The sequence below is a fragment of the Massilia antarctica genome, from assembly GCF_015689335.1.
Classification (GTDB): Bacteria; Pseudomonadota; Gammaproteobacteria; order Burkholderiales; family Burkholderiaceae_D; genus Telluria_A; species Telluria_A antarctica.
In genome coordinates this window covers 631,216-655,900 of the sequence record NZ_CP065053.1, presented here as the reverse complement: position 1 = coordinate 655,900, position 24,685 = coordinate 631,216, and the positions used below count along the sequence as shown (strand labels likewise).

Annotated in this window: 23 protein-coding genes and 1 tRNA gene; 12 read left to right on the top strand and 12 right to left on the bottom strand. The window is 65.4% G+C overall.

The features are described from left to right. Positions 1–54: 54 nt before the first annotated feature. From IV454_RS02890 to IV454_RS02875, 4 genes are all read left to right on the top strand, one after another. Complete coding sequence (locus tag IV454_RS02890) at positions 55–1,239, top strand: lipid-transfer protein (protein ID WP_206090189.1); 1,185 nt, start codon at positions 55–57, stop codon at positions 1,237–1,239. Next, the gene (locus IV454_RS02885) at positions 1,239–2,393 is read left to right on the top strand and encodes an acyl-CoA dehydrogenase family protein (RefSeq protein ID WP_206092518.1); all 1,155 of its coding nucleotides are present in this window, start codon (positions 1,239–1,241) and stop codon (positions 2,391–2,393) included. The genes IV454_RS02890 and IV454_RS02885 overlap by 1 nt, the downstream gene beginning before the upstream one ends. A 12-nt stretch (positions 2,394–2,405) precedes the next feature. After that, the gene (locus IV454_RS02880) at positions 2,406–3,557 is read left to right on the top strand and encodes a CaiB/BaiF CoA transferase family protein (RefSeq protein WP_206090187.1); all 1,152 of its coding nucleotides are present in this window, start codon (positions 2,406–2,408) and stop codon (positions 3,555–3,557) included. An 89-nt stretch (positions 3,558–3,646) separates the two neighbouring features. Then, entirely contained in the window at positions 3,647–3,991 is a 345-nt protein-coding gene (locus tag IV454_RS02875; protein ID WP_206090185.1) for a putative signal transducing protein, read from the top strand. Between the two features lie 3 nt (positions 3,992–3,994). Here the strand turns inward: IV454_RS02875 and IV454_RS02870 are convergent, their stop codons facing one another. After that, positions 3,995–4,909, bottom strand: coding sequence for a LysR family transcriptional regulator (locus tag IV454_RS02870; RefSeq protein WP_206090183.1), 915 nt, complete (start codon positions 4,907–4,909; stop codon positions 3,995–3,997). A gap of 109 nt (positions 4,910–5,018) precedes the next feature. On the opposite strand from IV454_RS02870, the gene IV454_RS02865 reads away from it, so the two are divergent. Together IV454_RS02865 and IV454_RS02860 are read left to right on the top strand one after the other, a co-directional pair. Beyond that, positions 5,019–6,299, top strand: a complete 1,281-nt coding sequence (locus IV454_RS02865; RefSeq protein ID WP_206090181.1) for an SGNH/GDSL hydrolase family protein — start codon at positions 5,019–5,021, stop codon at positions 6,297–6,299. A gap of 23 nt (positions 6,300–6,322) precedes the next feature. Then, on the top strand, positions 6,323–6,535 hold the full coding sequence (locus IV454_RS02860; RefSeq protein WP_054268513.1) for a hypothetical protein: 213 nt from the start codon (positions 6,323–6,325) through the stop codon (positions 6,533–6,535). Positions 6,536–6,630: 95 nt separating this feature from the next. Here IV454_RS02860 and IV454_RS02855 read toward each other — a convergent pair. The 5 genes from IV454_RS02855 to IV454_RS02835 form a co-directional block, all read right to left on the bottom strand. Further along, positions 6,631–6,707 (bottom strand) — tRNA-Met (locus tag IV454_RS02855). A gap of 51 nt (positions 6,708–6,758) precedes the next feature. Then, positions 6,759–7,703 carry a tRNA (adenosine(37)-N6)-dimethylallyltransferase MiaA gene (miaA, locus tag IV454_RS02850; protein WP_206090179.1) on the bottom strand — a complete coding sequence of 315 codons (945 nt, stop codon included), beginning with the start codon at positions 7,701–7,703 and terminating at the stop codon, positions 6,759–6,761. Then, the gene (locus IV454_RS02845) at positions 7,700–8,929 is read right to left on the bottom strand and encodes a multidrug effflux MFS transporter (RefSeq protein WP_206090177.1); all 1,230 of its coding nucleotides are present in this window, start codon (positions 8,927–8,929) and stop codon (positions 7,700–7,702) included. Before IV454_RS02845 ends, miaA begins: the two co-directional genes overlap by 4 nt. Continuing rightward, positions 8,926–10,803 (bottom strand): DNA mismatch repair endonuclease MutL, encoded by a 1,878-nt coding sequence (gene mutL, locus IV454_RS02840; RefSeq protein WP_206090175.1) that lies wholly within the window; start codon positions 10,801–10,803, stop codon positions 8,926–8,928. Before mutL ends, IV454_RS02845 begins: the two co-directional genes overlap by 4 nt. A gap of 314 nt (positions 10,804–11,117) precedes the next feature. Beyond that, positions 11,118–12,050: a peptidylprolyl isomerase gene (locus tag IV454_RS02835; protein WP_054268517.1), complete on the bottom strand. Its 933-nt coding sequence runs from the start codon at positions 12,048–12,050 to the stop codon at positions 11,118–11,120. A 182-nt stretch (positions 12,051–12,232) separates the two neighbouring features. Here IV454_RS02835 and IV454_RS02830 point away from each other — a divergent pair, with 182 nt between their 5' ends. Both IV454_RS02830 and IV454_RS02825 read left to right on the top strand, forming a co-directional pair. After that, positions 12,233–12,877: a VTT domain-containing protein gene (locus tag IV454_RS02830; RefSeq protein WP_206090173.1), complete on the top strand. Its 645-nt coding sequence runs from the start codon at positions 12,233–12,235 to the stop codon at positions 12,875–12,877. A gap of 120 nt (positions 12,878–12,997) precedes the next feature. Beyond that, positions 12,998–14,038: a carbonic anhydrase gene (locus tag IV454_RS02825; protein ID WP_206090171.1), complete on the top strand. Its 1,041-nt coding sequence runs from the start codon at positions 12,998–13,000 to the stop codon at positions 14,036–14,038. A gap of 3 nt (positions 14,039–14,041) precedes the next feature. Here IV454_RS02825 and IV454_RS02820 read toward each other — a convergent pair whose 3' ends face one another. From IV454_RS02820 to tsaE, 3 genes are read right to left on the bottom strand one after another with little or no spacing between them, the layout of a single operon-like run. Beyond that, a complete protein-coding gene (locus tag IV454_RS02820; RefSeq protein WP_206090169.1) occupies positions 14,042–14,848 on the bottom strand; it encodes a D-hexose-6-phosphate mutarotase in 807 nt (268 codons plus the stop codon). Between the two features lie 8 nt (positions 14,849–14,856). Then, entirely contained in the window at positions 14,857–16,377 is a 1,521-nt protein-coding gene (locus tag IV454_RS02815) for an N-acetylmuramoyl-L-alanine amidase (protein WP_206090167.1), read from the bottom strand. Further along, positions 16,341–16,826: a tRNA (adenosine(37)-N6)-threonylcarbamoyltransferase complex ATPase subunit type 1 TsaE gene (gene tsaE / locus IV454_RS02810; RefSeq protein WP_206090165.1), complete on the bottom strand. Its 486-nt coding sequence runs from the start codon at positions 16,824–16,826 to the stop codon at positions 16,341–16,343. The genes IV454_RS02815 and tsaE overlap by 37 nt, the downstream gene beginning before the upstream one ends. Before the next feature lie 54 nt (positions 16,827–16,880). Here tsaE and queG point away from each other — a divergent pair, with 54 nt between their 5' ends. Then, complete coding sequence (gene queG / locus IV454_RS02805; protein ID WP_206090163.1) at positions 16,881–17,972, top strand: tRNA epoxyqueuosine(34) reductase QueG; 1,092 nt, start codon at positions 16,881–16,883, stop codon at positions 17,970–17,972. 221 nt (positions 17,973–18,193) lie between these two features. Here queG and IV454_RS02800 read toward each other — a convergent pair whose 3' ends face one another. From IV454_RS02800 to IV454_RS02790, 3 genes are all read right to left on the bottom strand, one after another. Beyond that, positions 18,194–18,568 (bottom strand): DUF3052 family protein, encoded by a 375-nt coding sequence (locus IV454_RS02800; protein ID WP_206090161.1) that lies wholly within the window; start codon positions 18,566–18,568, stop codon positions 18,194–18,196. Positions 18,569–18,748: 180 nt separating this feature from the next. Then, positions 18,749–19,333, bottom strand: coding sequence for a response regulator transcription factor (locus IV454_RS02795; RefSeq protein ID WP_206090159.1), 585 nt, complete (start codon positions 19,331–19,333; stop codon positions 18,749–18,751). A gap of 26 nt (positions 19,334–19,359) precedes the next feature. Continuing rightward, positions 19,360–21,348 carry a sensor histidine kinase gene (locus IV454_RS02790; RefSeq protein ID WP_206090157.1) on the bottom strand — a complete coding sequence of 663 codons (1,989 nt, stop codon included), beginning with the start codon at positions 21,346–21,348 and terminating at the stop codon, positions 19,360–19,362. A 125-nt stretch (positions 21,349–21,473) separates the two neighbouring features. Here IV454_RS02790 and IV454_RS02785 point away from each other — a divergent pair, with 125 nt between their 5' ends. The 3 genes from IV454_RS02785 (at position 21,474) to IV454_RS02775 (ending at position 24,385) form a co-directional block, all read left to right on the top strand. After that, positions 21,474–22,466, top strand: coding sequence for a TRAP transporter substrate-binding protein (locus IV454_RS02785; RefSeq protein ID WP_206090156.1), 993 nt, complete (start codon positions 21,474–21,476; stop codon positions 22,464–22,466). A 72-nt stretch (positions 22,467–22,538) separates the two neighbouring features. Then, the gene (locus IV454_RS02780) at positions 22,539–23,108 is read left to right on the top strand and encodes a TRAP transporter small permease (RefSeq protein WP_054268528.1); all 570 of its coding nucleotides are present in this window, start codon (positions 22,539–22,541) and stop codon (positions 23,106–23,108) included. Then, positions 23,105–24,385: a TRAP transporter large permease gene (locus IV454_RS02775; protein ID WP_206090154.1), complete on the top strand. Its 1,281-nt coding sequence runs from the start codon at positions 23,105–23,107 to the stop codon at positions 24,383–24,385. Before IV454_RS02780 ends, IV454_RS02775 begins: the two co-directional genes overlap by 4 nt. Positions 24,386–24,685 lie beyond the last annotated feature (300 nt).

Here is a 24,685-nt window from a genome sequence, read left to right as displayed (position 1 = left end):
AATCGGCGCACTAGGTCGAGCGACCTAGTTTATAAAACATCACAGGAGACGCGCATGAGCCGCAACGTTTTTGTCACTGGCGTGGGCATGATCCCCTTCGCCAAGCCGGGCGCCAGTGCGCCGTACGACCAGATGGGCGCCCTGGCCGCGCGCCAGGCGCTCGACGACGCGGGCGTGGCCTACGACGACATCGAGCAGGCTTACGCCGGCTACGTGTATGGCGACTCGACCAGCGGCCAGAAGGCGCTGTACCAGGTCGGCATGAGCGGCATCCCGATCGTCAACGTGAATAACAACTGCTCGACCGGATCGACCGCCCTGTTCCTGGCGCGCCAGGCCATCGCCAGCGGCGCCGCCGAATGCGTGCTGGTACTCGGCTTCGAGCAAATGAGCCCGGGCGCGCTCGGTTCCGTGTTCGCCGACCGTCCCAGCCCGTTCGAGCCGTTCGACCGTGTGACCGATGAACTGGTCGGCATGCCCGACATGCCGCTGGCGCTGCGCTACTTCGGCGGTGCCGGCCTGGCCCACATGAAAAAATATGGCACCCCGTTCGACGCCTTTGCCAAGATCCGCGCCAAGGCCAGCCGCCACGCCGTCAATAATCCACTGGCGCTGTTCCGCAAGGAAGTCACCACCCAGGACGTGCTGGATTCGCCCATGATCTGGCCGGGTGTGATGACCCGCCTGATGGCCTGCCCGCCGACCTGCGGCGCGGCGGCGGCGGTGCTGGTGTCGGAAGATTTCGCGAAAAAGCGCGGCCTGAAGGCGAATGTGTATATCGCCGCGCAAGCGATGACCACCGACCGCCCCAGCACGTTCGAGTCGGGCGACATGATGCGCCTGGTCGGCTACGACATGAGCCGCGCCGCCGCCGACAAGGTGTACGCGCAGGCCGGCATTGGCCCGGGCGAGCTCGATGTCGTCGAACTGCACGACTGCTTCGCCCACAATGAACTGATCACCTACGAAGCGCTGGGCCTGTGCCCCGAAGGCGGCGCCGACAAATTCATCAACGACGGCGACAATACCTACGGCGGCAAGGTCGTCACCAATCCATCCGGAGGCCTGCTCTCGAAAGGGCACCCGGTGGGCGCCACCGGCCTGGCCCAGTGCTATGAGCTGACCCACCAGCTGCGCGGCAGCGCCGGCGCGCGCCAGGTCGACGGCGCCCGCGTCGCCCTCCAGCACAACCTTGGCCTGGGCGGCGCCTGCGTGGTCACCATGTACCGGGCCGCATGATGGAAATGAACATGTGCGGCACCTCGCCCTGGATGACAGAAGAACTGGAAGGCTTTCGCGACGCCGTGCGCCGCTTCGTGGCCGGCGAAGTGGCGCCGCACCAGCAGCGCTGGCGCGAGCAGCAGCACGTCGACCGCGACCTGTGGCACAAGGGCGGCGCCATGGGTATCCTGTGCGCCGACATTCCCGAGCAGTACGGCGGTTCCGGCGGCAGCTTCGCGCACCAGGCGATCGTGTTCGAGGAACTGGGCTATTGCGGCGACATGGCCTTCGGCATCCACGTGCATGCCATCGTCGCCCATTACCTGCTCAACCAGGGCACGCAAGCGCAAAAGCTCAAATACCTGCCCAAGCTGGCCAGCGGCGAGATGGTGGCGGCGATCGCCATGTCCGAGCCGGGCGCCGGCTCCGATCTGAAAGGCATCCGCACCAGCGCCGTCAGGACGGCCGACGGCTACAAGGTCAACGGCTCCAAGACCTTCATCTCGAACGGCTACCTGGCCGACCTGGTCGTGGTGGTCGTCAAGACCGATGCCGACGCGGGCGCCAGGGGTGTCTCGCTGCTGCTGATGGAAACGAAGGACAACCCGGGCTTTCGCGTGGGCCGCATCCTGGAGAAGGTCGGGCAAAAGGGCCAGGACACCTGCGAACTGTTTTTTGATGATGCCCATGTGGCGCTCGACAATGTGCTGGGCGGCGTGGAAGGCCAGGGCTTCGCCCAGCTGATGACGGAGCTGCCCTACGAACGCACCATCCTCGGCGTGGCCGGCGTGGCCGCGATCGAGCGCGCGCTGCGCCTGACAATCGACCACACGCGCGAGCGGCGCGCCTTCGGCCAGGCCTTGATCGACATGCAGAACACGCGCTTCGTGCTGGCCGAAATCAAGACGGAGGCGACGATTGCGCGCATCTTCATCGACCGCTGCATCGCCGAGACCATCGCCGGACGGATGGATACCGTGACCGCCTCGATGGCCAAATACTGGATCTCGGATCTGCAATGCAAGGTGATCGACCAGTGCGTGCAGCTCTTTGGCGGCTACGGCTACATGCTCGAATACCCGATCGCCCAGATGTACGTGGACGCACGGGTGCAGCGCATCTACGGCGGCGCCAATGAGATCATGAAGGAAATCATCGCCCGTTCACTTTAGGAGCGCACCACCATGGCAGGACCGCTGGCAGGAATCAAAGTGATCGAAATGGCAGGCCTCGGACCTTGTCCGTTCGCGGCCATGATGTTGGCCGACATGGGCGCGCAAGTGATCCGCATCGAGCGCAAGAGCGCGCCCGGCGCGGCCACCCCGTTCCCCATGCTGGGCACCAAGTACGACGTGCTGGCGCGCGGACGGCGTTCGCTGGCGCTGGACCTCAAGCAGCCGGCCGCGCAAGCGGTCGCGTTTGAGCTCATCGCCAAAGCCGACGTGGTGCTCGAAGGCTTCCGTCCCGGCGTGATGGAACGGCTCGGGCTCGGCCCGGACGCCTGCCTGGCGCGCAACGCCGCGCTGGTGTACGGGCGCGTTACCGGCTGGGGCCAGACCGGCCCGCTGGCGCAGGCGGCGGGCCACGACATCAACTACATCGCATTGAGCGGCATGCTGCACGCGATGGGGCGTGCCGATGCGCCGCCGGCCCCGCCCCTGAACCTGGTGGGCGACTTCGGCGGGGGAGGGATGATGCTCGCCTTCGGCGTGGTCTGCGCCGTGCTGGAGGCGCGTGCTTCGGGCAAGGGCCAGGTGATCGACGCCGCCATGACCGACGGCGCCGCGCTCCTCGGCGCCATGATGTACGGCTTGCGCGCGCAGGGCGGCTGGAACGACCGGCGCGAGGCCAACCTGCTCGACGGCGGCGCCCATTTCTACGACACCTACGCCTGCGCCGACGGCAAGTTCGTGTCGGTGGGCGCGATCGAACCGCAGTTCTACGCCCTGCTGCTCAAGCTCGCCGGCACCGACGACCTGGCCTTCGACGCCCAGATGGACCCGGCCAGCTGGCCGTCCCTGAGCGACAAACTGGCGGCGCTGTTTGCGCGGCGCACGCGCGCCGACTGGTGCGCGCTGATGGAGGGAACCGACTCTTGCTTCGCGCCCGTACTCGACTTGGACGAAGCGCCCCTGCATGCGCACAACGCCGCCCGCGCCACCTTCGTGGAGGTCGACGGCGTGATGCAGCCCGCGCCAGCCCCGCGTTTTTCGCGCACGGTGCCGGAGCTGAGCAGCGCGCCGGCGTACCCCGGCCAGCACAGCGCGGCGGTACTCAGCGACTGGGGCTGGGATGACGCCAAGGTCGCCGGCCTGGCCGCGCAGGGCATTATTTAAGGCAGTATCGCGCGTGTGTGGCCGTGCTAACCCGCGCCCGGGGCGATCAGGAGTAAGATCGTCATAATCGAACCCCATGCGGAGGCACTATGCAAGATACCCTGAACGGCCCTGAGTCCTTCCCCGGGGACGGAACGGCCGATGGCACGGCCGAAACAGAAGCGATCCAGGGGCGCGACCTGTTCATCGTCGCGACCTTCTTCACGCCCACCGATGCGCATCTGGCGCGCAGCTTCCTGGTTGCGGCCGGCATTCCCGCCGTCGTGGCCGACGCCAACCTGGCGCAGGCCAACCAGTTCCTGCTGCCGGCAATGGGCGGCGTGCGCGTGCTGGCGCCCGAAGAGTACCTGCAACAGGCGCAGGACCTGCTGGCCGCGCGCGAGCATGGCGACTTCACCCTGAGCGAGGACGCCGATGTCGGTCCCTCCGCCTAGGCGCTAGCGGTCGATCGCCGCTGTCAATCCTGGCAGCGCGCCGATCCGCTGTGCCAGAAAATCCATGAACAGGCGTGCGCGTGCCGGCTGGTAGCGCCGCGACGGATACACCAGTGCCACTTGCTGCGGCGTGCCGCTCCACGCCGGTAGCACCCGCACCAACTGGCCCGCCTGCACCAGGTCGTGCACCAGCCAGTGCGGGCACAGGCCGACCCCGGCGCCGGCCAGCAGGCTGTCGCGGATCGCCAGCGCGTTATTGACCCGATAGCGCCCGCGCGTGGTGACCGTCATCGACTCCGCCCCGCGGTGCAGTTCAATCTCGTCGCCCGCGGGCAGCCACGCAAAGCGAATGAATTCGTAGCGCCCCAGATCGTCCGGCCGTTCGATGCGTGCGTGCTGCGCCAGATAGGAGGGCGCCGCCACCAGCGCGCGCGGCGATGCCGCAATCGTGCGTGCGACGGCATCGGGCGGCAGCGGCCCGCCCAGGCGCACGGCCACGTCCACACTATCGCCGACCAGGTCGACGAAGCGGTCGTTGAGAATGAGCTCGATCTCGATATCCGGATGCAGCGCCAGGAATTCCCGCGCCAGCGCGTTCAGATGAAACTGGCCCAGCGCCACCGGGGCGTTCACGCGCAGCAGGCCTTCCGCTTGCCGCGCGTGACCACGCACGTCCGCCAGCGCGTCCTCATACTCGTCGAGCAGGCGCCGCGCGCGTTCGTGAAAGCGCAAGCCCTCGGCCGTCGCCAGCAGGCCGGTGGTGCTGCGTTCGAGCAGGCGCACGCCCAAATGCGCCTCCAGCGCATTGATCGCCTTGCTGACCGTCGGCTGCGTGGAGCCGGCTTCGCGTGCGACCGCCGACAGGCTGCCCAGGTCGACGGCGCGGGTGAACAGGTGCATCAAACGCAGGGTATCCATCGTCGTTCCTCGTTCCATATTGGAATGGATGATAGTCGATTTACCCCTCTACCAGCGCGATACGGAATGACCTACCTTGAGCGCCTACTTCACTCAAAGGGGAAATACCATGTCGATACGGTGCATATTGCCAGTGCTGTTGCTGTTGTGGGTGCAGGCTGCGGCCGCCAGTGGCCCGCGCTGGGTCGCCAGTTGGGGCGCCAGTCCCCAGGCACGCTGGGACGACAGCTTCATCCTGCCGGTCGGGATGCCGGCATCATTCGAGCAGCAGTCGGTGCGCGACGTCGTGCGGCTGAGCGTGGGCGGGCGGCGCCTGCGCATCGTGCTGTCGAACCGTCATGGCGCGACGCCGCTGCAAGTGGGCGAGATGCGGGTCGGCCTGGCCGGTGACGGCGCCGCCGTGGTAGCGGGCAGCAGCCGCGCGGTGACTTTTGCGGGCAGTGTCCATACCAGCGCGGCGCCCGGTGCGGTGCTGGTCAGCGATCCGGTCGACCTGCCTGCCGCTGCGCTGGCGCGGCTGGCCATTACAACGTACTACCCGACGCCCACGCCGGTATCGACGTTCCACTGGGGCGCGCAGCAAACGCCGTATCTGGTGCAGGGCAATGCCACGGCGGCGGACAACCTGCCGGCGGCGGCGCGTTTCGCGGGACGCGCGTTCCTCAACGCGGTGCTGGTCGAGGCCCCTGCCGGTGCACGCAGCGTGGTGGTGCTGGGCGACTCGATCACCGACGGCAATGGCTCCTCGCCCGACCAGGACCGGCGCTGGACCGATGTGCTGGCGCAGCGCCTGGCGCCGGCCGGCGTGGGCGTCGTCAACGCCGGCATCTCCGGCGCGCGCCTGCTGGGGGACCGCATGGGCGCCAATGCGCTGGCGCGCTTCGACCAGGATGTGCTGGCGCAGCCCGGCGTGGCCAGCGTGATCGTCATGATGGGTATTAACGACATCGGCTGGCCCGGCAGTCCGTTCGCGCCGCACGATCCGGCCATGAGCGCGGAGCGGGTGGTGGACGCCTTGCGCCAGCTGATCGCGCGCGCCCGCGCCCACAATGTGCGCATCGTTGGCGCCACGCTCATCCCGTTCGAGGGCGCGTTGGCCGGCACGCCGTTTGAAGGCCATTACAGCCCGGCCAAGGAAGTAGTGCGCCAGAATGTGAACCGCTGGATCGTCAGCGGCGGGCAATTCGATGCGGTGTTCGATGCCGATGCCGTGCTGCGCGATCCTGCGCGGCCTTCGCGCATGCGGGCCGAATACGACTCGGGCGACCATTTGCATCCGGGCGACGCCGGCTACCGCGCGCTGGCCCACGCCCTCGATGTGAGCGCGCTGATGGGTAAAAGTGAGCATCGCACTGAACCAGATGGTGCCCGGCGACGTCCAAGGAGGTGAGATCACCTGCGAAGGAGTTGTCCATGAACGATTTTTTTGAAGCGCGCAACAAGAAGCTGATGCGCGACCTGCAAACCGCCGCGCTCAATGTGCTGGACCATAACCGTACCGAAGCGCTGTGCATGCCGATCGACGGCACCGACCCGGTGCTGTACGTGTTCGTGGGCGATGCCGCCGCCCTGGCGCGCCTGAGCGCCATCATCGACAGCGGGGGCGGCCCCATGAATTTTTCCTAGGGAGCCAGCATGCCGTCGCGCGAATTAACGTAAAAAAACCCCCGAGCGGTTGAAGTCTCGGGGGTTTTAAGGCAAATCGATATTTGCCGTGTTCGTGGTGGTGATAGGTGGACTTGAACCACCGACCCCAGCATTATGAATGCTGTGCTCTAACCAACTGAGCTATATCACCCGACAGACCAAGATTATAGAGATCTGCTTTTTGCGTGTCAAGGCCATGTGATTATTTTTGCTGCCGGGCTACGATCAAGTCCAGCATCTGTCCGGCGGGGTTGTCACTCAGGCAATCAATCACCACCCGCTCCGGCATCGAGCGCAGCCAGGTCAGCTGGCGCTTGGCCAACTGGCGGGTGGCGATGATGCCGGTTTCGCGCAGGGACGCGCGATCGATCTTGCCATCGAGATAATCCCACGCCTGGCGGTAACCCACGCAGCGCATCGACGGCAAGCCCGGATGCAGGTCGCCGCGTGCGCGCAGGCCGGCCACTTCGGCCACGATGCCCGTATCGTCGCGCGCGCCCAGCATCTGGTCGAAGCGGGCGGCGATGCGTGCGTGAAGCACCTTGCGGTCCGACGGCTCCAGGCCGAACGACAGCAGATCGAAGGGCAGTTCGGTTTTTTCGCGCTTGGCCAGCAGCTCCGACATCGGCTTGCCCGACAGCGCGATGATTTCCAGCGCCCGGTTGATACGCTGGGCGTCGTTGGGCGCGAGCCGGTCGGCCGTGGCCGGATCGAGCGCGCGCAGCTTGTCGTGCATGCCCGGCCAGCCGATGATGGCCGCTTCGGCGTCGAGCTGCACGCGCAGGGCCGGATCGGCCACCGGCAAGTCGTCCAGGCCGTCGGCCAAGCCCTTGAAGTACATCATGGTCCCGCCGACCAGCAGCGCCAGTTTGCCGCGCGCGCTGATGTCCGCCACCAGGCGCAAGGTATCGTCGCGGAACTGGGCCACCGAATACGATTCGGTCGGATCGATGATGTCGATCAGGTGGTGCGGCGCGCTGGCCAGTTCCTCCGGGGTCGGCTTGGCGGTGCCGATATCCATCTCCCGGTACACCAGCGCCGAATCGACCGAGATGATCTCGGCGGGAATCGCGCGCGCGATCGCCAGCGCGGCGGCGGTCTTGCCCGACGCGGTCGGGCCCATGATGGCAACAGCGAATGGTTTCATGACGCGGCCCTCGCAACTGGCGCGGCGGTCATCCGCACCGACGCAAACACGGCCAGACCGAGCCCGCACGACACCAGCGCCAGCGGATACAGCGTGCCGTCGAAGCTCGCGCCGACGACGGTGCCGACGCCGAACGCCACGCACATATATAAAGCGCCCATCAAACCGGCGGCGGTGCCGGCCTGCTGCGGGAAGGGCGAGACCGAACCGGATTGCGACACCGGAAAATTAATCCCGTGCGCGCCCATCGTCATGAACATGGCCAGCACCACCACGCTCCAATGCGCCAGGCCCGCGCCGACGGCGGCCAGGAACACCGCGCCGGCGGCCAGGGACAGGGTGCTGCCGATGCGCAAGGTGACGGCCGCGCCGAACAGCGGCAGCAGGCGGCGGCACACGATGGTGCCGGTCAGGTAGCCGGACACGCCAAGCGCGAAGCAGTAGCCGAACCACGCGGTCGGCACCCCCAGCACGCGGATCAGCACCAGCGAGGAACCGGAAATGAAGGCGAAGATCGATCCGAACGACAGCGCGCCGGGCAGGGCATGCGCCCAGAATTCGCGCGCACCGAGCACCAGCCGGTAATTCGCCACGAGGCCACGGAACTCGGTCGCCCTGGGATTTTTATGCACATTGGTCTCGGGCAGGCGCAGCGCGACCGCCGCCAGCAGCAGCGCCGACAGGATCGACAGCGCCACGAACGCAGCGCGCCAGCCGAAGGCCACCTGAAGATACGAGCCGAGAATGGGGCCGCTGAGGGGCGCCAGCGAGAGCCAGGAACTGGCGCGCGCGATGACGCGCACGCTGTCGGCCGGCGCATAGGCGTCGCGCACGATCGCGCGCGCCACGATCACGCCCGAGCAGCAGCCCAGCGCCTGCAGGAAGCGCGCCCCGATCAGCAGGCCGATATTGGGCGCGGCCGCGCACAGCAGGCTGGCCACCACATACAGCGACAAGCCCCATAGCAGCACCGGGCGGCGTCCGAAGCGGTCCGACAGCGGGCCGATGACCAGCTGTGCCCCGCCGAAGCCGATCACGAACATCGACAAGGTCAGTTGCACGGTGGCGGCCGGCGCGCCGAAGCCGGTAGCCAGGCTTGGGAGCGACGCCAGGTACAAATCGGTGGACAGCGGCTGCAGCATCAGGAAGCCGATGATCAGCAGGAGGATCGGTGCGTGCGCGTACTGCGCCAGCGGGGCGATGGAGTCGGTCTGGCGCATCGTCATTGGCCGCGCAGGAACAGCTTGTCGAGCGAGGAGATGTCGAGCTGCACCCAGGTCGGACGCCCGTGGTTGCACTGGTCGGCGCGTTCGGTGCTTTCCATCTGGCGCAGCAGGGCGTTCATTTCGGGCTGGTTCAGGATGCGGTTGGCGCGCACCGCCGTGTGGCAGGCCAGGGTGCCGAGCAGCTCGTTGCGGCGCTCGATCAGCACGCGCGAGCCGCCGAATTCGCGCACATCGCGCAGCACGTCGCGCGCCAGCGTCTGCGCATCGGCGTTCTTGAGCAGGGCCGGCACCGAGCGCACCGCCAGGGTGGTGGGCGAGAGTGCCGCAATGTCGAAGCCGAGCGCCTGCAAGGTCTCGCGGTTTTCCTGGGCGGTGCCCACTTCCACCGGGTCGGCGAAGAAAGTCACCGGGATCAGGAGCGCCTGGACCTGCATCTCCTGGCCGCCGACCCGCGCGTCGAGTGCGTTTTTCAGCTGTTCGTACAGGATGCGTTCGTGCGCGGCGTGCATGTCGACCAGCACCAGGCCCTTGGTATTCTGGGCCAGGATATAGATACCGTGCAGCTGGGCCAGCGCGAAGCCGAGCGGGTATTCATCGTTCGACATGCTCTGCGCCGGCGCCGTGTAGGGCGTGACGGGCGCGCTGGCCGCATTGGCGCCGCCGGAAGCGCCGGAAAAAAGGGCGCCGTAGCTGTCCATTGTCTGCGCCACGCCGGGGCCGTCGTAGCGGCTGCCGGGCGGGTAGGGCGAAGGCGAATAGGTGGCCGAGAGCTGGGCGCCGAAGCTGGTCTGCTCATGCTCGCGGCGCCATGTCGACGCGCCGCCCACTTCAGCGGCCATCTGCGGCGGCGGCACGCTGCCGTGGTCCGTGGCCGAGGTCTTGGCCAGCGCGCGCTGGACCGCGTGGAACACGAACTGGTGCACCGCGCGGCTGTCGCGAAAGCGCACTTCGATCTTGGACGGATGCACGTTGACGTCGACCAGCGACGGGTCGAGGTCCAGCGCCAGCACGTAGGACGGGAAGCGGTCGCCGTGCAGCACGTCCTGGTAGGCTGCGCGCACCGCGTGCACCAGCAGCTTGTCGCGCACGTAGCGCCCGTTCACGTAGAAGAACTGGCCATCGGCGCGCGCCTTGGATGCGGTGGGCAGGCCGGCGTAGCCGTGCACGCGCAGGGGGCCGGCCGATTCGTCGATGGCCAGGCGCGCTTCGGCGAAATCGCTGCCGAGGATATGGGCGCTGCGGCGCGCCATCTCGCTCACGTTCCAGTGATCGATGGTGCGGCCGTTGTGCGACAGCGAAAACGCCACGTCCGGGCGCGCCAGGGCGATGCGGCGCACCACTTCAGCGCAATGGCCGTATTCGGTCTGTTCCGATTTGAGGAACTTGCGCCGTGCCGGCGTATTGAAGTACAGGTCCTGGACATCGATGGTGGTGCCGTGGGCGCCGGAGGCCGGGGCGACGGTGCCGTGATGCGAGCCGACGATTTCCCAGGCGTGCGGCGCATCGGCGGTGCGCGAGGTGACCGAGACGGCGGCCACGGCCGCGATGGACGCGAGCGCCTCGCCGCGAAAGCCGAGAGTGGCCACGTTTTCCAGGTCGGTCAGGGAGGCGATCTTGGAGGTCGCGTGGCGGGCCAGGGCGAGCGGCAGCTGGTCGGGCGCGATGCCGCGGCCGTTATCGGTGATCGCGATGCGTTTCACGCCGCCTTCTTCCAGGCGTACCGTGATCTGGGTAGCACCGGCGTCGAGCGCGTTTTCGAGCAATTCCTTGACCACGGCGGACGGCCGCTCGACCACCTCGCCGGCGGCAATTTGCGAAATCAGCTGGTCGGGGAGGGCCTGGATCGGGCGGTGCGCGGAAATAGGAGCGTTCATGCGCGAATTATATCCCCTGCTCCCGCGATTGCCGCAGCGCCTTCCCGAGTTCCCATAACCTGAATCAAATTCCTACAACCGGGGTCTGACCTCTGACTTGCAACATTATAAAACCCGGGGTCGCAAACTGTGAAAGAACCGAATTTCCGCGATGGTGGCGCAATGAGCCGGCAAAGTAGGGCGCAAATGCGACAGATTGTTGCCTAACCGGGGTCTGACCCCGGTTAGGCAACAAAAAAGTTTCGATTCAGAGGTCAGACCCCGGTTGGGAAATTAAAAAATTTCGAATCAGAGGTCTGACCCCGGTTGGGAAACTATTGCTGTTCGCGCACGGGAATGGGGGCGTTGCAGAGGTCGATGTGGCCGGCGGCGACCTTGGTCCAGGGGCCGCCGCGGTTGCGCTGGGCTTCGACCGCCGCTTTGTAGGCGGCGCTGTCGGTGCGCATCACTTCGAATTTGCTGCGCTCGGCTTCGGGCACGTCGGCCGCTACCTTGAACGCGGCGATCGGGACGTGCTGCTCGGGCTTGTCGTAAAACCCCATCGGGGCGGCGCCGCGCGGCAGGGTCGATAGCAGCGGCATGCCGGAAATGACCCGCCCCACCACCGTGATGTTGCGGTCCAGGTGACGCGGGGCGTGCCCGATCACCACGTACAGCGAGGAGCCGCCGCCGCTGTCGGCGCCGTTGTCGCGCCCCACCCCGACCATGCCGTAGCAGTGGGTCAGCCAGGCCTGGCCCGATCTGGGGTCGCGCGCCGAGGGAAAGCCGTTCGAGTGCCCCACCCGCGGCGCGTAGCCGTCGTCATCGGGCAGGCGCGTGAAGTGGACGTCGTTTTTCATCGGTACCGTGAATTCGGCGGGCAGGGTGGCTTTGGCATTCTTCATCGGGCGCGGATTTTTTTCGTCCGGGTCGCCCCATTGCACCACCCAGTTGTCTTGCGAGCGGATGATGGCCAGGCCGTCGAAGTAGTTTTCGCGCGCCAGGGTTTTGATGTTGGCCACATGCCTGGGCGCGAACACGGGCGCCAGTTCGATGATCACGCGCCCGCCGGGAATCTCCATATACAGGGTGTTCTCGGGATCGAGCGCGCGCCAGTCCGACGGCTTCGATGCCTTGACCACGTCGGCCACCGTCGGCTTGGTCGCCAGTTCCCTGGCCGGCCGCGCACCGTGCGCCGGCAGTACCAGGCTGCCCGCCGCGATGGCCGCGAGCAGGCCAGCCTTGTTTAATCCATGTAGTACATCCATCTATTGTCTCCAGGTCGGTTGCTGGCATGGCGTCCGCTGCGCCGCTCACGACAATTGTAAACCGCAAGATGGTCAGTCAGGTAACTTCCGTGGCGCCCCGATTTCTTGCCGGCCTCGCGGCGGCGGATACAAATTCCGGCACCGAGTGATGGTATGATGCGGCGCTACCTTTTAGGATATTTATGGATCTGATGCATTTCTTCGACATGATTCTGCATGTCGATAAGACGCTGGGCGTGTTGCTCGCCCAGTATGGTATCTACGTTTACGCCGTCCTGTTTGCCATCGTGTTTTGCGAAACCGGCCTGGTAGTGTTGTTCTTTTTTCCCGGCGATACCCTCTTGTTCATCGCGGGCGCGGCCTGCGTCAGCGGCCAGCTCGATTACTGGGTCCTGATCACCTTGCTGATCACCGCCGCCGTCACCGGCAATACCCTCAATTACTGGATCGGCGAAGCCATCGGGCAGCGCGTGTTCACCCATAATTACAGCTGGATCAACAAGGATGCCATGCGCCGCACCCACGATTTCTTCGAGAAGCACGGCGGCAAGACCATCATCCTGGCGCGCTTCGTGCCGGTGGTGCGCACCTTCGCGCCGTTCGTGGCCGGGGTATCGGATATGACGCATGCGCGTTTTCAGATGTATAACTTCACCGGCGCGGCCTTGTGGGTCGTCACCCTGGTGACGGCGGGCTTTTTCTTCGGTAACTTGCCTATCGTGCGCGACAACCTGACCCTCATCGTCCTGCTCGGCGTGAGCGTGGCGATCGTGCCGCTGGCCCTGGGCGGCTTGTGGAAGGTCAGCCGCAAGATGCTCAGCCGTTAATCGACGGCCATCGCCATCTCCCACCGGCGCACTATTTTCGCGCCGGTGTTGCTTTGCGGACTCAAGTTTCCGGGCGCACCCGCCGATAACCAGACTGTATTTCATACTTTCTGGAACATCATGCGCAACCTGATCGCCCTTTTTGCTTGCAGTCTGGCCATCTCGACGGCAAGCGCCAACGATCCGCCTCCCGCCGCCGCCCACGCGGCCGCTTCCCATGGGGCGTCCAAACCCGCGGCCGCCGAAGCGGCCAAGGAGCCGGCGCCGGCCTCCGCCAAGCCCTCGGCCAAGGCCGCCGCGGCGCAAGCGCTGAGCGAGGCCGATGCCGAAGCCGAACTGTCGGCCAAGATCGCCGCCCGCCTGGCGCTCATGCGCGCCAATCAGGCGGCCCGTCTCGCCGCTGCCGCCAAGGCCAGGAAGGTGGCCGTGACGCGCCGTGAAGCCGTCGCCGCGATCACCCAGCCGGCGCCGGTGCGTCCCTTCCATAGCGATCATTGGTCGTACGAGGGCGAAACCGGCCCGGCCAACTGGGGCAAGATCAATTCGGCCTGGTCCAAGTGCGATACCGGCACGCGCCAGTCGCCGATCGACCTGCGCGATGGCATGAAGGTCGACCTGGAACAGATCACCTTCGATTACAAGCCGTCGGGCTTCAGCGTGGTCGATAACGGCCATACCGTGCAGGTGACTGTCGGCGGCGGCAATTTTCTCACGGTGCAGAACCGTTCCTATGAACTGATGCAGTTCCACTTCCATCGCCCGTCCGAGGAGAGGGTCAACGGCAAGGGTTTCGAGATGGTGGTGCACATGGTGCACAAGGACCCGGAAGGCAAGCTCGCGGTGCTGGCGGTGCTGCTCGAACGCGGCAAGGGGAACAATATGATCCAGACGGTGTGGAACAATCTGCCGCTGGAAAAGCTCGATGTCGTCAATCCGAACGTGGTGCTCGACGTGGCCGAGATGCTGCCGCAGCGCCGCGATTACTTCACTTTCATGGGCTCGCTCACCACGCCACCCTGCAACGAGGGCGTGCTGTGGCTGGTGATGAAGCAGCCGATGCAGGCGTCGCCGGCCCAGATGGCGCTGTTTTCGCGCATGTATCCGCTCAACGCCCGGCCGATTCAATCGAGCGCTGGGCGCATGATCAAGGAGTCGAACTAAGGCTTATTGCACCTCGATGCCGACCCGGTGCGCACCGCGCCAGGCCGCGCCCGGGGCCAAGGTCAGCGGCGCGATCAGGGCCGGTTCGATGCACACGAAGCGCTGGTATTCGGCGTCCTCCATGTCGCTCAGCGCGGCCGAATCGAGCGCGCCCGGGTTCCACACCACCGCGTCGCCAAAGCCGCTTTGCTCAAGGTGCAAGGTGGTGCCGCCGTCGGCCAAAGTCATGGGACCGTCGATGGCGCGGAAGATATGGTCGAACTTGTCCTCGATGTGTAGCCACCCTTCCTGCACGCCGCCGATGCGTACCCGCGCCAGCTGGCCGACCGAAAAATAGGTGTGCAGGGCGGCCGAAAACGCAAACGCATCAAGGCCCGTATTGCGCACCTCGAACGCCAGCGCCAGCGCGGCGCCACGCACTTCCACCCGCAAGGTCAGCGCGAAGCCGTGCGGCCAGGCTTGCGCCAGCGCCGGCGCGAGGTCGCCATGTTCCAGCGCGAAGACGGCGAAGGCGGCGCCATCGTGCGTGCCGCTGTCTTGCAGGCGCCAGGTGGCCACGCGCGCAAAGCCGTGGCGCATGCCGCTACCGCGTTCGGCGAACTGGGGGAAGATCACCGGCACGCCGCCGCGAATCGCACGGCTGCCGTCGAGTTTTGACGCGGCGCTGCAGAACAGGCGCTCGGCGCCATCGGCACCCTGCCACGACACCAGGTGCGCGCCGTACAAGGTGACGATGGCCTGGGCGCCGTCGGCGCTGCGCATGCGTACGGCCGGCAGTTGGCCGTAGTCGACCATCTCGATTGTGCTCATTGTGTCGCTCATGTCTGGCGGCCCTTGGCCAGCGGCGGATTGGCCGCGAAATAGCGCTTGATGCCCTTGGTGATGGCGGCCGCGATCTGGTCCTGGTAGCCGTTGTCGCGCAGCTTGGCTTCTTCCTCGGGGTTCGAAATGAAGGCCGTCTCGATCAGGATCGAGGGAATGTCGGGCGCTTTGAGCACCGCGAAGCCGGCTTGTTCGACCGAGCCTTTGTGCAGGCGCGCGATGCCGCTGATTTCGCCCAGCACCGCTTTGCCCAGCTTCATGGAGTCGTTGATCTGGGCCGTCGTCGACAGGTCCAGCAGCACGCTGGCGATCTGCTTGTCATGGCTCTGCATGTTCACGCCGCCGATGGCGTCGGCCAGGTTTTCCTTGTTGGCCAGCCAGCGCGCGGCGGTCGAGGTGGCGCCCTTTTCGGACAGCACGAACACCGACGAGCCGCGCGCGGTCGGCAGCAGGAAGGCGTCGGCGTGGATCGACACGAACAGGTCGGCCTGCACCTTGCGCGCTTTTTCGACGCGCACGCCGAGCGGCACGAAGTAGTCGCCGTCGCGGGTGAGCATGACGCGCATGTTGGGCTGCTCTTCGAGCTTGAACTTGAGCCGTTTGGCGATCGCCAGCACGATGTCTTTTTCGCGCGTGCCGGATGCGCCGATCGCGCCCGGGTCTTCGCCGCCGTGGCCGGGGTCGAGCGCGATGGTCATCATGCGCACCACCTTGCCGCCCTTGTCGTGCTTTTGCGCGGCCACCCTCGGCGGGTCGGGACGCACCGGGGCCGGGTCGGGCAGTTCGGTTTTCGGCACGGGGACGGCGGGCGCCGGCACGGTTGGCTGGGCCAGCACCGGACCGGCCGGCGGCACGATGTGCGGTACCGGCGGCGCCACCACGGGCGGCGTGACGGCTGGCGCGGGCGGCACGGTAGCTGGCGCGGTAACCGGCGGCGTTGCCGCAAGCGGCGGATTGGGCGCGGGTGCGGGCGCGGGCATTTCCGGGCTGCCGGGCGGTGCGTCGGCGCGCGACCACTCGCCTTTTTCGATCATCGCCGCGATCGGGTCGACCGCCCTGACCGGATACAGGTCGAAAATCAGGCGGTGCTTGTAGCTGCCCACCGGCGCCAGGGTAAATACCTGCGGCTTGATTTCTTCTTTCAGGTCGAACACCAGGCGCACCACGTTGGGCCGGTTCTGGCCCACCCGCACCTGCTTGATGTACGGGTCGCCCGACTGGATCTTGGCCACCAGGCTTTTCAGGGTGGGATTGAGTTCCAGTCCTTCGATGTCGACCACCAGGCGCTGCGGGTCGGGCACGGTGAAGTGGGTGACTTTGAGGTCGCTGTCGTTTTCGAGCGTGACGCGGGTGTAGTCGGCGGCCGGCCAGACGCGCACCGCGAGAATTTGCGCGGCGGCGGCGGGGAGGACGGGAAACACGGAAAGCAGCAGGGTGCCGCCAGCTTTGAGGATGGTGCGCCGGCTTACTGGTCCCGGAATCAAAGGTTTGGTGCGAATGTGAGGCGGTTGAGGCATAGCAAACCCAGGTCAGACAACGCCTGCAATTCTACATCACGGCCGAGCCCGGCAACGTGAAGGAATACACTCAGGTCGGGCGGCGGCAGCACCGGATCGGCTTTTTCCGGCCATTCGACGATGCAGATGTTGTCTCCATTGAATTCTTCGCGAAAACCGGCGTCCAGGAATTCTTCGGCGCTGCCCATGCGGTACAGGTCGAAATGGATGACATTCACCTTGCGTCCGTCGAGTTCGATGCTGTAGGGCTCGGACAAGGTGTAGGTCGGGCTCTTGACGGTGCCCGCGTGGCCGGCCGCGTGCAGCAGGGCGCGGGTGAGGGCGGTCTTGCCGGCGCCGAGGTCGCCGTGCAGGTGGATGGCCAGGCCCGGCAGCAGGGCGCGCGCCAGTGCGGCGCCCAGTGCGGCGGTGCCGGCTTCGTCGTGGAGGTGGGCTTTGAAGTGCTGCATGGAATAGAATGTGGTCTGTGAATTGTCAGTTCCCCGATTGTACTCCCGCCTACCATGCTTTCTTCCCACGCCGAACCCGATTTGTCCGCATTGGCGCAGTCCATCAAGCGCTGGGGCGCGCAACTGGGCTTTGCCGACGTGCGCATCAGCGACGCCGACCTGTCGCATGCGGAAGCGGGCTTGCAGGCCTGGCTCGATGCGGGCCGCCATGGCGAGATGGATTACATGGCCAGCCACGGCATGAAGCGCGCCCGCCCCGCCGAACTGGTGCCGGGCACGGTGCGGGTCATCAGTGCGCGCATGGATTACCTGCCCGCAGCCACGCCGGACGACTGGCGCGAGCGCGAAGCGGCGCGCCTGCGCGACCCGGGCGCGGCCGTCATTTCAATCTATGCGCGCGGGCGCGACTACCATAAGGTGTTGCGCAGCCGCCTGCAGCAGCTGGCCGAGCGCATCGAGCACGAAACCGGGCAGCTGGGCTTCCGGGTATTTACCGACTCGGCGCCGGTCATGGAATTGCCGCTGGCTGAAAAGGCCGGCATCGGCTGGCGCGGCAAGCACACCTTGATCCTCAATCGCGATGCCGGGTCGATGTTTTTCATTGGCGAAATCCTGGTCGATGTGGCGCTGCCGGTCGATGCGCCGGCCAGCGCCCACTGTGGCCAGTGCAGCGCGTGCATCACGGCCTGCCCGACCCAGGCGATCCTGGCGCCCGGGCGGCTCGATGCGCGGCGCTGCATTTCCTACCTGACCATTGAATTGAAAAACAGCATCCCGGAAGAGCTGCGTCCGCTGATCGGCAACCGGGTGTACGGCTGCGATGATTGTCAGACCGCGTGCCCGTGGAATAAGTTCGCGCAGCGCGCCGTGGTGCCCGATTTCGATGAACGCAATGAACTCGGCAGTGCGGACATGGTGAGCTTGTTCGGCTGGAGCGAAGAGGAGTTCGGGCGGCGCCTGGAGGGCAGCCCGATCCGGCGCATTGGCCACGAGCGCTGGCTGCGCAACTTGGCGGTGGGGCTGGGCAATGCGGCCGAGGGCAGCCGCGGCGATGCGCGCATCGTAGCGGCCTTGCAGGCGCGCGCGGACCATGCCTCGCCGATGGTGCGTGAGCATGTTGTGTGGGCCTTGCGGCGGCATGCCTGAGGTTTACGGTGCACCTTACCCCACCCCGTCGTTCCTGGCACTGCCAGAAACGACTCCCGCGCAGCCTCCGGTTTCGAAGAAACTCCTCCTATTCCTTGGAACGAGGCAAGTCCAGAGGCCAGTTCCTGGAGAGGCGGGAACCCCAGTTCCTTGCTCAGCTAACGGCGACAGCACCGACTTGGGTTCCCGCCTGCGCGGGAACGACGGTTCACCTATAAGCCCTACAAGCGCTTCAACCTCACCGCCGACCAGTCGCTATCCATCGACACCATCGCCACGCCCGTCACCCCTCGTTCCTTGGCCCAGGCGAAAATGCTATCGCGCGTGATGTCGGTGGCTTTCGGCGCGCTCGGCTTGAGGTAGGCAACCCACAGCGACCCCTTTTCCCCCAGCCGCTCCAGCGCGGCCGGAAACCATTTTTCAAGCTCAGCCTGGTTCAACGCGAACACCAGCACCACGTCCGCAGGTCCTTCGTCGTCGTTGATCAAGCTCTTCGGCAATTGTTCCATCATGGCCGGATGCACCGCGCCGTTAAAGACCGCCAGCGACTTGGCAGTCTTCAGGTACATCTTGTCGGCTATCGTCTTTTCGCTCATCGGATGGTACCCAGATTGAATTAGGAAGCGAAATTATGCTACCAGTGTTTGACCCGGGTACGCACCGTTGCGTTCAATGTCATTTTGCGAATGTTGTTCAATTTCTTTCTGGCCAGCGGTCCGACCTATAAGCGACAGTCGATGTCGTCTCCGGACGCGATGGCGGCCCTGTCGCGCCAGCTATTTGAGCAGGCCGGCCAGTTCCACCGCCGTTTTCACCTGCATTTTGTCGAAGATGTGGGCGCGGTGCACCTCCACCGTGCGCATGCTGATGCCGAGCTGGTCGGCGACGACCTTGTTCATCTTGCCAGCCAGGATCAGGTCCAGCACTTCGCGTTCGCGCGCCGACAGGCTGGCCAGGCGCGCCTGCACCAGCGCGCTAGCGCCCGCCTGGCGCGACATCGCCAGCGCTTCCTCGACCCGGTCCATCAGGCGGTTGCCGTCGAAGGGCTTTTCGAAAAAATCGAAGGCGCCGCGTTTCAGGCTGTCGACCGCCATCGGCACGTCGCCGTGGCCGGTCAGGAAGATCACGGGCAGGCGCGCGATGAGGCCGCGCGCGACCAGCTGGTCGAACACGGCCACGCCGTTCAGGTCGGGCATGCGCACGTCGAGCAGCAGGCAGTCGCCCTGCGCATCGAAGCGGGCCGCGGCCTGTTCCAGGAAAAGGCGGGCGCTGGCGTGCCCGCAGGCGTCAATCCCGCGGGAGCGCGCCAGCCAGACGAGGGAGTCGCGCAGGACGTCCTCGTCATCGACGATATGCAACATGGGAGTCTCCGGTTTTTTCGCGTAGTCTACTCCAGCGGCGCCGCTTGCGCCGGCAAGCTGAAGCTGAAGATGGTGCCGCCGTCCGGATTCGCGGCGTGTTTCAGGCTGCCGCCGTGAAATTCGACGGCGCTGCGGCAGACCGACAAACCCATCCCCATGCCTTCGGGCTTGGTCGAGAAAAACCGCGAAAACAGGCGCTCGGCCACCTCGGGCGCGATGCCGTGGCCCTGGTCGGTCACCGCCACGCAGACCTGGCCCTGCTCGTGGGTGGCGCTGATGCGCAGCAGGCGCCGGTCGGGGGCGATGTCTTGCATCGCTTCGATGCCGTTGCGCGTCAGGTTCAGCAAGACTTGTTCGAGCATCATGCGGTCGGCGCTCACGCACGGCAGGTCGGGCGCGATATGGGTTTCCAGCACCACGTAAAACTTGAGCGCCTGCAGTTCGATCAGGGCGTAAATGCCCTCGACCAGGGCCTGGATGCCGATCTGCTGGCGCTGCGGTTCGCGCTTTTTGACGAACTCGTGCACGCTGCGGATGATCTGTCCGGCGCGCTGGGCTTGCAGGCTGGCCTGTTCCAGCGCCGGCTGCAGCAGGCCGGCGTCGACCGCCTGGCCGCGCTCCCGGGCCCGTCCCAGCACGTTCAGGGCGCCGGTGGTGTAGCTGGCAATCGCCGCCAGCGGCTGGTTCAGCTCGTGCGCCAGCATCGATGAAATCTCGCCCATGGTGGCCAGGCGCGCGCTGGCCTGCAGCTTTTCCTGCTGCTGGCGGTTGAGTTCCTCGACCCGCTTCAAATCCGAAATGTCGAGAATCGAACTCATCCAGCCGGTGTGGCGCCCGTCGCTGTCGACCAGCGGGGCCTCGAAAATGAGGACCGGCACGCGCACGCCATCCTTGCGCTGGAAAATGGTTTCGAACTGCTGGGTTGCCTGGCCCGCCAGCACGGCGGCGAAGCGCTGCTGGTAGACCGCCATCGCTTCCGGCGCCCAGTAGGGCATGGGCGGGGTCTTGCCCAGCAATTCCCCGGGCGGCAGGCCGACCATCTGGCAAAAGGCCGGGTTGACGTAGGTGACCCGCCCTTCCAGGTCGCGCGCGCGCAGGCCGGTGACCAGGGAATTTTCCATGGCCGTGCGAAACGCCATCTGCTGGCGCAGCGCGCCTTCGGCCGCCAGCCGGCGCGCGATGTGGCGCCACAGCGCCGTCAGGCTGGCCACCAGCCCGAGCGCCAGCAGCACCACCGAGCCGACCAGCAGGTTGGGCAGCAGGCGCGGTTCGCTCTTGACGCTGTCGGTGGCCAGCATGACCGACGCGCCCGCCAGGTCGAGGGCGCGCTTGTGGGTGTACACCCCGCGCCCGGGACCGGCGGCGGCGCGCTTGGCCAGCAGGGCGTCGTCGCGGTCGAGCAGGGAGATCGCGTTGTCCTGGGCGAACCACCAGGGCACGGTTTCGTCGAGCAGGATCCGGAGGTCGACCGTGGCCACCAGGCTGCCCAGGTAGCGCCCGTCGCGAAACAGCGGCAGGTGGTAGTCGAGCAGGCGCTGGGCCGGCAAGGCGCCGGCATACGGTTCGGCGTAGCGCCCCAGGCGGCTGGCGCGTGCCATCTCGGCGGCGTCGCGCGCCGGCGCGCGCAGTACCTGGGCGCCGGGCTCCGCGCTCGACGCGAGCAGGCGCGCATCGGCGTCGAACCAGCGCACCTGCTCCAGTTCGTGGCCGAGCTTGAGCATGGTGGCCAGGCGCGCCTGCAAGGCCGCGCCGCCCAGCTTGCCCGCCGCCAGCTCGGCGCCGAGCGCGGCCAGCGCTTCCTCGTTGCGGGTCAGCTCGAAGCGGATGGTTTGTTCGACCCACAGGGTGTCGGCGATCAATTGTTCCTGGCGTTCGGTGGTTTCCATCTGGCGCGCCTGCCACGGCAGCCAGAACAGCACCGCCAGAAACAGCAGCACCAGCAGCACTGGCAGCAGCCAGCGCCAGGGGCCGCCGAGCACGAAAGGAGGACGCACTGGCTTGGAAGTGGAATTCATGGCACAAAGTGTCCGTAAAAGTAGGTCTTGGCTATTGTGGTTATCCACAGTTGCAGTGCAGAATGGTGGTCGGCAGACTGCCTTGCAGTAAAGAAACGTTGGTTTTCGTTAATATGGAGACAAGTATGCACATCAAATCGCTCGTCGTCGCGCTCGCCGCGGCCGTCAGTATCAATGCATGGGCGCAAGCCCCGATCGTCATCAAGTTCAGCCATGTCGTCGCCACCGACACCCCCAAGGGGCAGGCTGCCGAACGTTTCAAGGCGCTGGCCGAAAAAGCCACCAATGGCCGGGTGAAAGTCGAAGTCTACCCGAACAGCCAGCTGTACAAGGACAAGGAAGAGCTGGAAGCCTTGCAGCTGGGCGCGGTGCAGATGCTGGCTCCCTCCTTGGCCAAATTCGGCCCGCTTGGTGTGAAGGAATTCGAAGCCTTCGACCTGCCGTATATTTTCCCGAGCAAGATGGCGTTGTACAGCGTGACCGAAGGTCCGATCGGCAAGGGTTTGCTGAAAAAACTCGAACCGAAGGGCATTACCGGCCTCGCCTACTGGGATAACGGCTTCAAGGTGATGTCGGCCAACAAGCCGCTGCACGCACCGGCCGATTTCCGCGGCCAGAAGCTGCGCATCCAGTCATCCAAGGTGCTCGACGCGCAAATGCGCGCGCTCGGCGCCAATCCGCAAGTGCTGGCGTTCTCCGAGGTCTACCAGGCGCTCCAGACCGGCGTGGTTGACGGCACCGAGAATCCGCCGTCGAACATGTTCACGCAAAAGATGCACGAAGTGCAGAAGCACGTGACCCTGTCCAACCACGGCTACCTGGGCTATGCCGTTATCGTCAACAAGAAGTTCTGGGATGGCTTGCCGGCCGATATACGCACCAGCCTGGAAAAGGCGATGGCCGAGGCCACCACGTTCGAGAAAGCCATCGCCCAGCGCGATAACGACCTGGCGCTCGAAGCGATCAGGAAAACCGGCAAGACCGCCATCTACACCTTGACCGCCGCCGAGCAGGCCGAATGGCGCAAGGTATTGCTGCCGGTGCAAAAGCAGATGGAAAGCCGCATCGGCGCGGAGTTGATCGGGTCGATCAACAAGACGGCCGCGGCAGCGAAGTAAGACGCCAGCGGCGGCGCCGCGCCCGGGCGGCGGGCGCCGCCCATTTCCCCTTTCCTTGCTGAAGGATTCGACATGAAATTTCTCGACCATCTGGAAGAGTGGATCATTGCGAGCCTGATGGGCGCAGCCACGCTCGTTGTGTTCGTCGCGGTGGTCCACCGCTATCTGTCCGGCCTGCCGATTCCCGGCCTGCAGGATTGGCTGATTCAAATTAACACGAGCTGGGCCCAGGAACTGTGCATCTATATGTTCGTCTGGATGGCGAAATTCGGCGCGGCGTATGGCGTGCGCACCGGCATCCACGTCGGCGTCGACGTGCTGATCAACCGCCTGGACGAGCGCTGGCGCAATATGTTCATCGTGTTCGGCCTGCTGGCCGGCGCCACGTTTACCGCCATCGTCGGCACCCTGGGCGCCAATTTCGTGTGGCATATGGCGCACACCGACCAGACCTCGGCCGATCTCGAAGTGCCGATGTGGCTGGTCTACCTGGCGGTGCCGCTCGGCTCCTACCTGATGTGCTTCCGCTTCCTGCAGGTGGCCGTGCACTTCATCCGCACCGGGCAATTGCCCAAGCACGACCATGCGCATGTCGAAGGCCTCGAAGACGAGATCGCCGCCGCGAAAGGCGGTGCCGCATGAACGCCCTCATCATCTTCGTCCTGCTGATGGTGCTGATGCTGACCGGCATGCCGATCTCGATTTCGCTCGGCCTGACGGTGCTGACCTTCCTGTTCACCATGACCGACGTGCCGATCCAGTCGGTTGCGCTGAAACTGTTTACCGGCATCGAGAAGTTCGAGATCATGGCGATTCCGTTCTTCATTTTGGCGGGCAATTTCCTCACCCACGGCGGGGTGGCGCGGCGCATGATCAACTTCGCCACCTCGATGGTCGGCCACTGGCACGGCGGGCTGGCCCTGGCCGGGGTGCTCGCTTGCGCGCTGTTCGCGGCGGTGTCCGGTTCCAGCCCGGCCACGGTGGTGGCGATCGGTTCGATCATCCTGCCGGCCATGGTGCGCCAAGGCTATCCGAAGGGTTTCGGCGCCGGCGTGATCACCACCTCGGGCGCGCTCGGGATCCTGATTCCACCCTCGATCGTGATGGTGATGTATTCGGTGACCACCAATACCTCGGTCGGCCAGCTGTTCATGGCCGGCGTGGTGCCGGGCATCATGCTGGCCAGCCTGCTGGGCCTGACCACCTGGTTCCTGGCGCGCAAGCACGACTATCCGCGCATGCCGAAGGCAAGCTGGGGCGAGCGCTGGGTGGCTTTCCGCAAGAGCGCCTGGGGCTTGCTGCTGATCGTCATCGTCATGGGCGGGATTTATTCGGGCAAGTTCACTCCGACCGAAGCGGCCGCGATGGCGGCGGTGTACGCTTTCTTCATCGCCGTGTTCGTGTACAAGGACTTGAAGATCAAGCAGGTCGCCAAGGTGCTGCTCGATTCGGCGTCGATGTCGGCCATGCTGCTGTACATCATCACCAACGCGATGCTGTTTTCTTTCCTGATGACCAGCGAAGGCATTCCGCAAGCGATGGCCAACTGGATCACCGGCCAAGGTCTTGGGGTGGTGACCTTCCTGCTGGTGGTCAACGTGCTGCTGCTGTTGGCGGGCAACGTGATGGAACCGTCCTCGATCGTGCTGATCATGGCGCCCATCCTGTTCCCGGTGGCGATGAAACTGGGCATCGACCCAGTCCACTTCGGCATCCTGATCGTGGTCAACATGGAAGTGGGCATGTGCCATCCGCCGGTCGGCCTGAACCTGTATGTGGCCTCGGGCATTACCAAGATGGGCATCTCGGAATTGACGGTGGCGGTGATGCCGTGGCTGCTGACGATGCTGGGCTTCCTGATGATCGTGACGTACATACCACAGATCTCGCTGTGGCTGCCTAACTTAATTTACAAGTGAAATATATTTTCCCCCACCGTGAAAAAAAAGCCACATTTTCTGAAATTAAATAAGTTATGATGAGCACCGATTCAGCACCATACTGGTGCGGATGGGGCGAACGGATTGCAGGTTTGGGGGAGTGGGAAGATAGAAGAAACGGTAGTCCATACCGGAGAAATATCGAGGAGACACGCGTTTTACAGAATGCTGTTGGCATGACCAAACGGCCGGGAACGTGAATAAAATTTGGAACGCACCGCAAGGTGCGTTTTTTTTCGTCTGCCGGAAAGCGCGCCGGATTGGTTTGGCGCCGTCGCT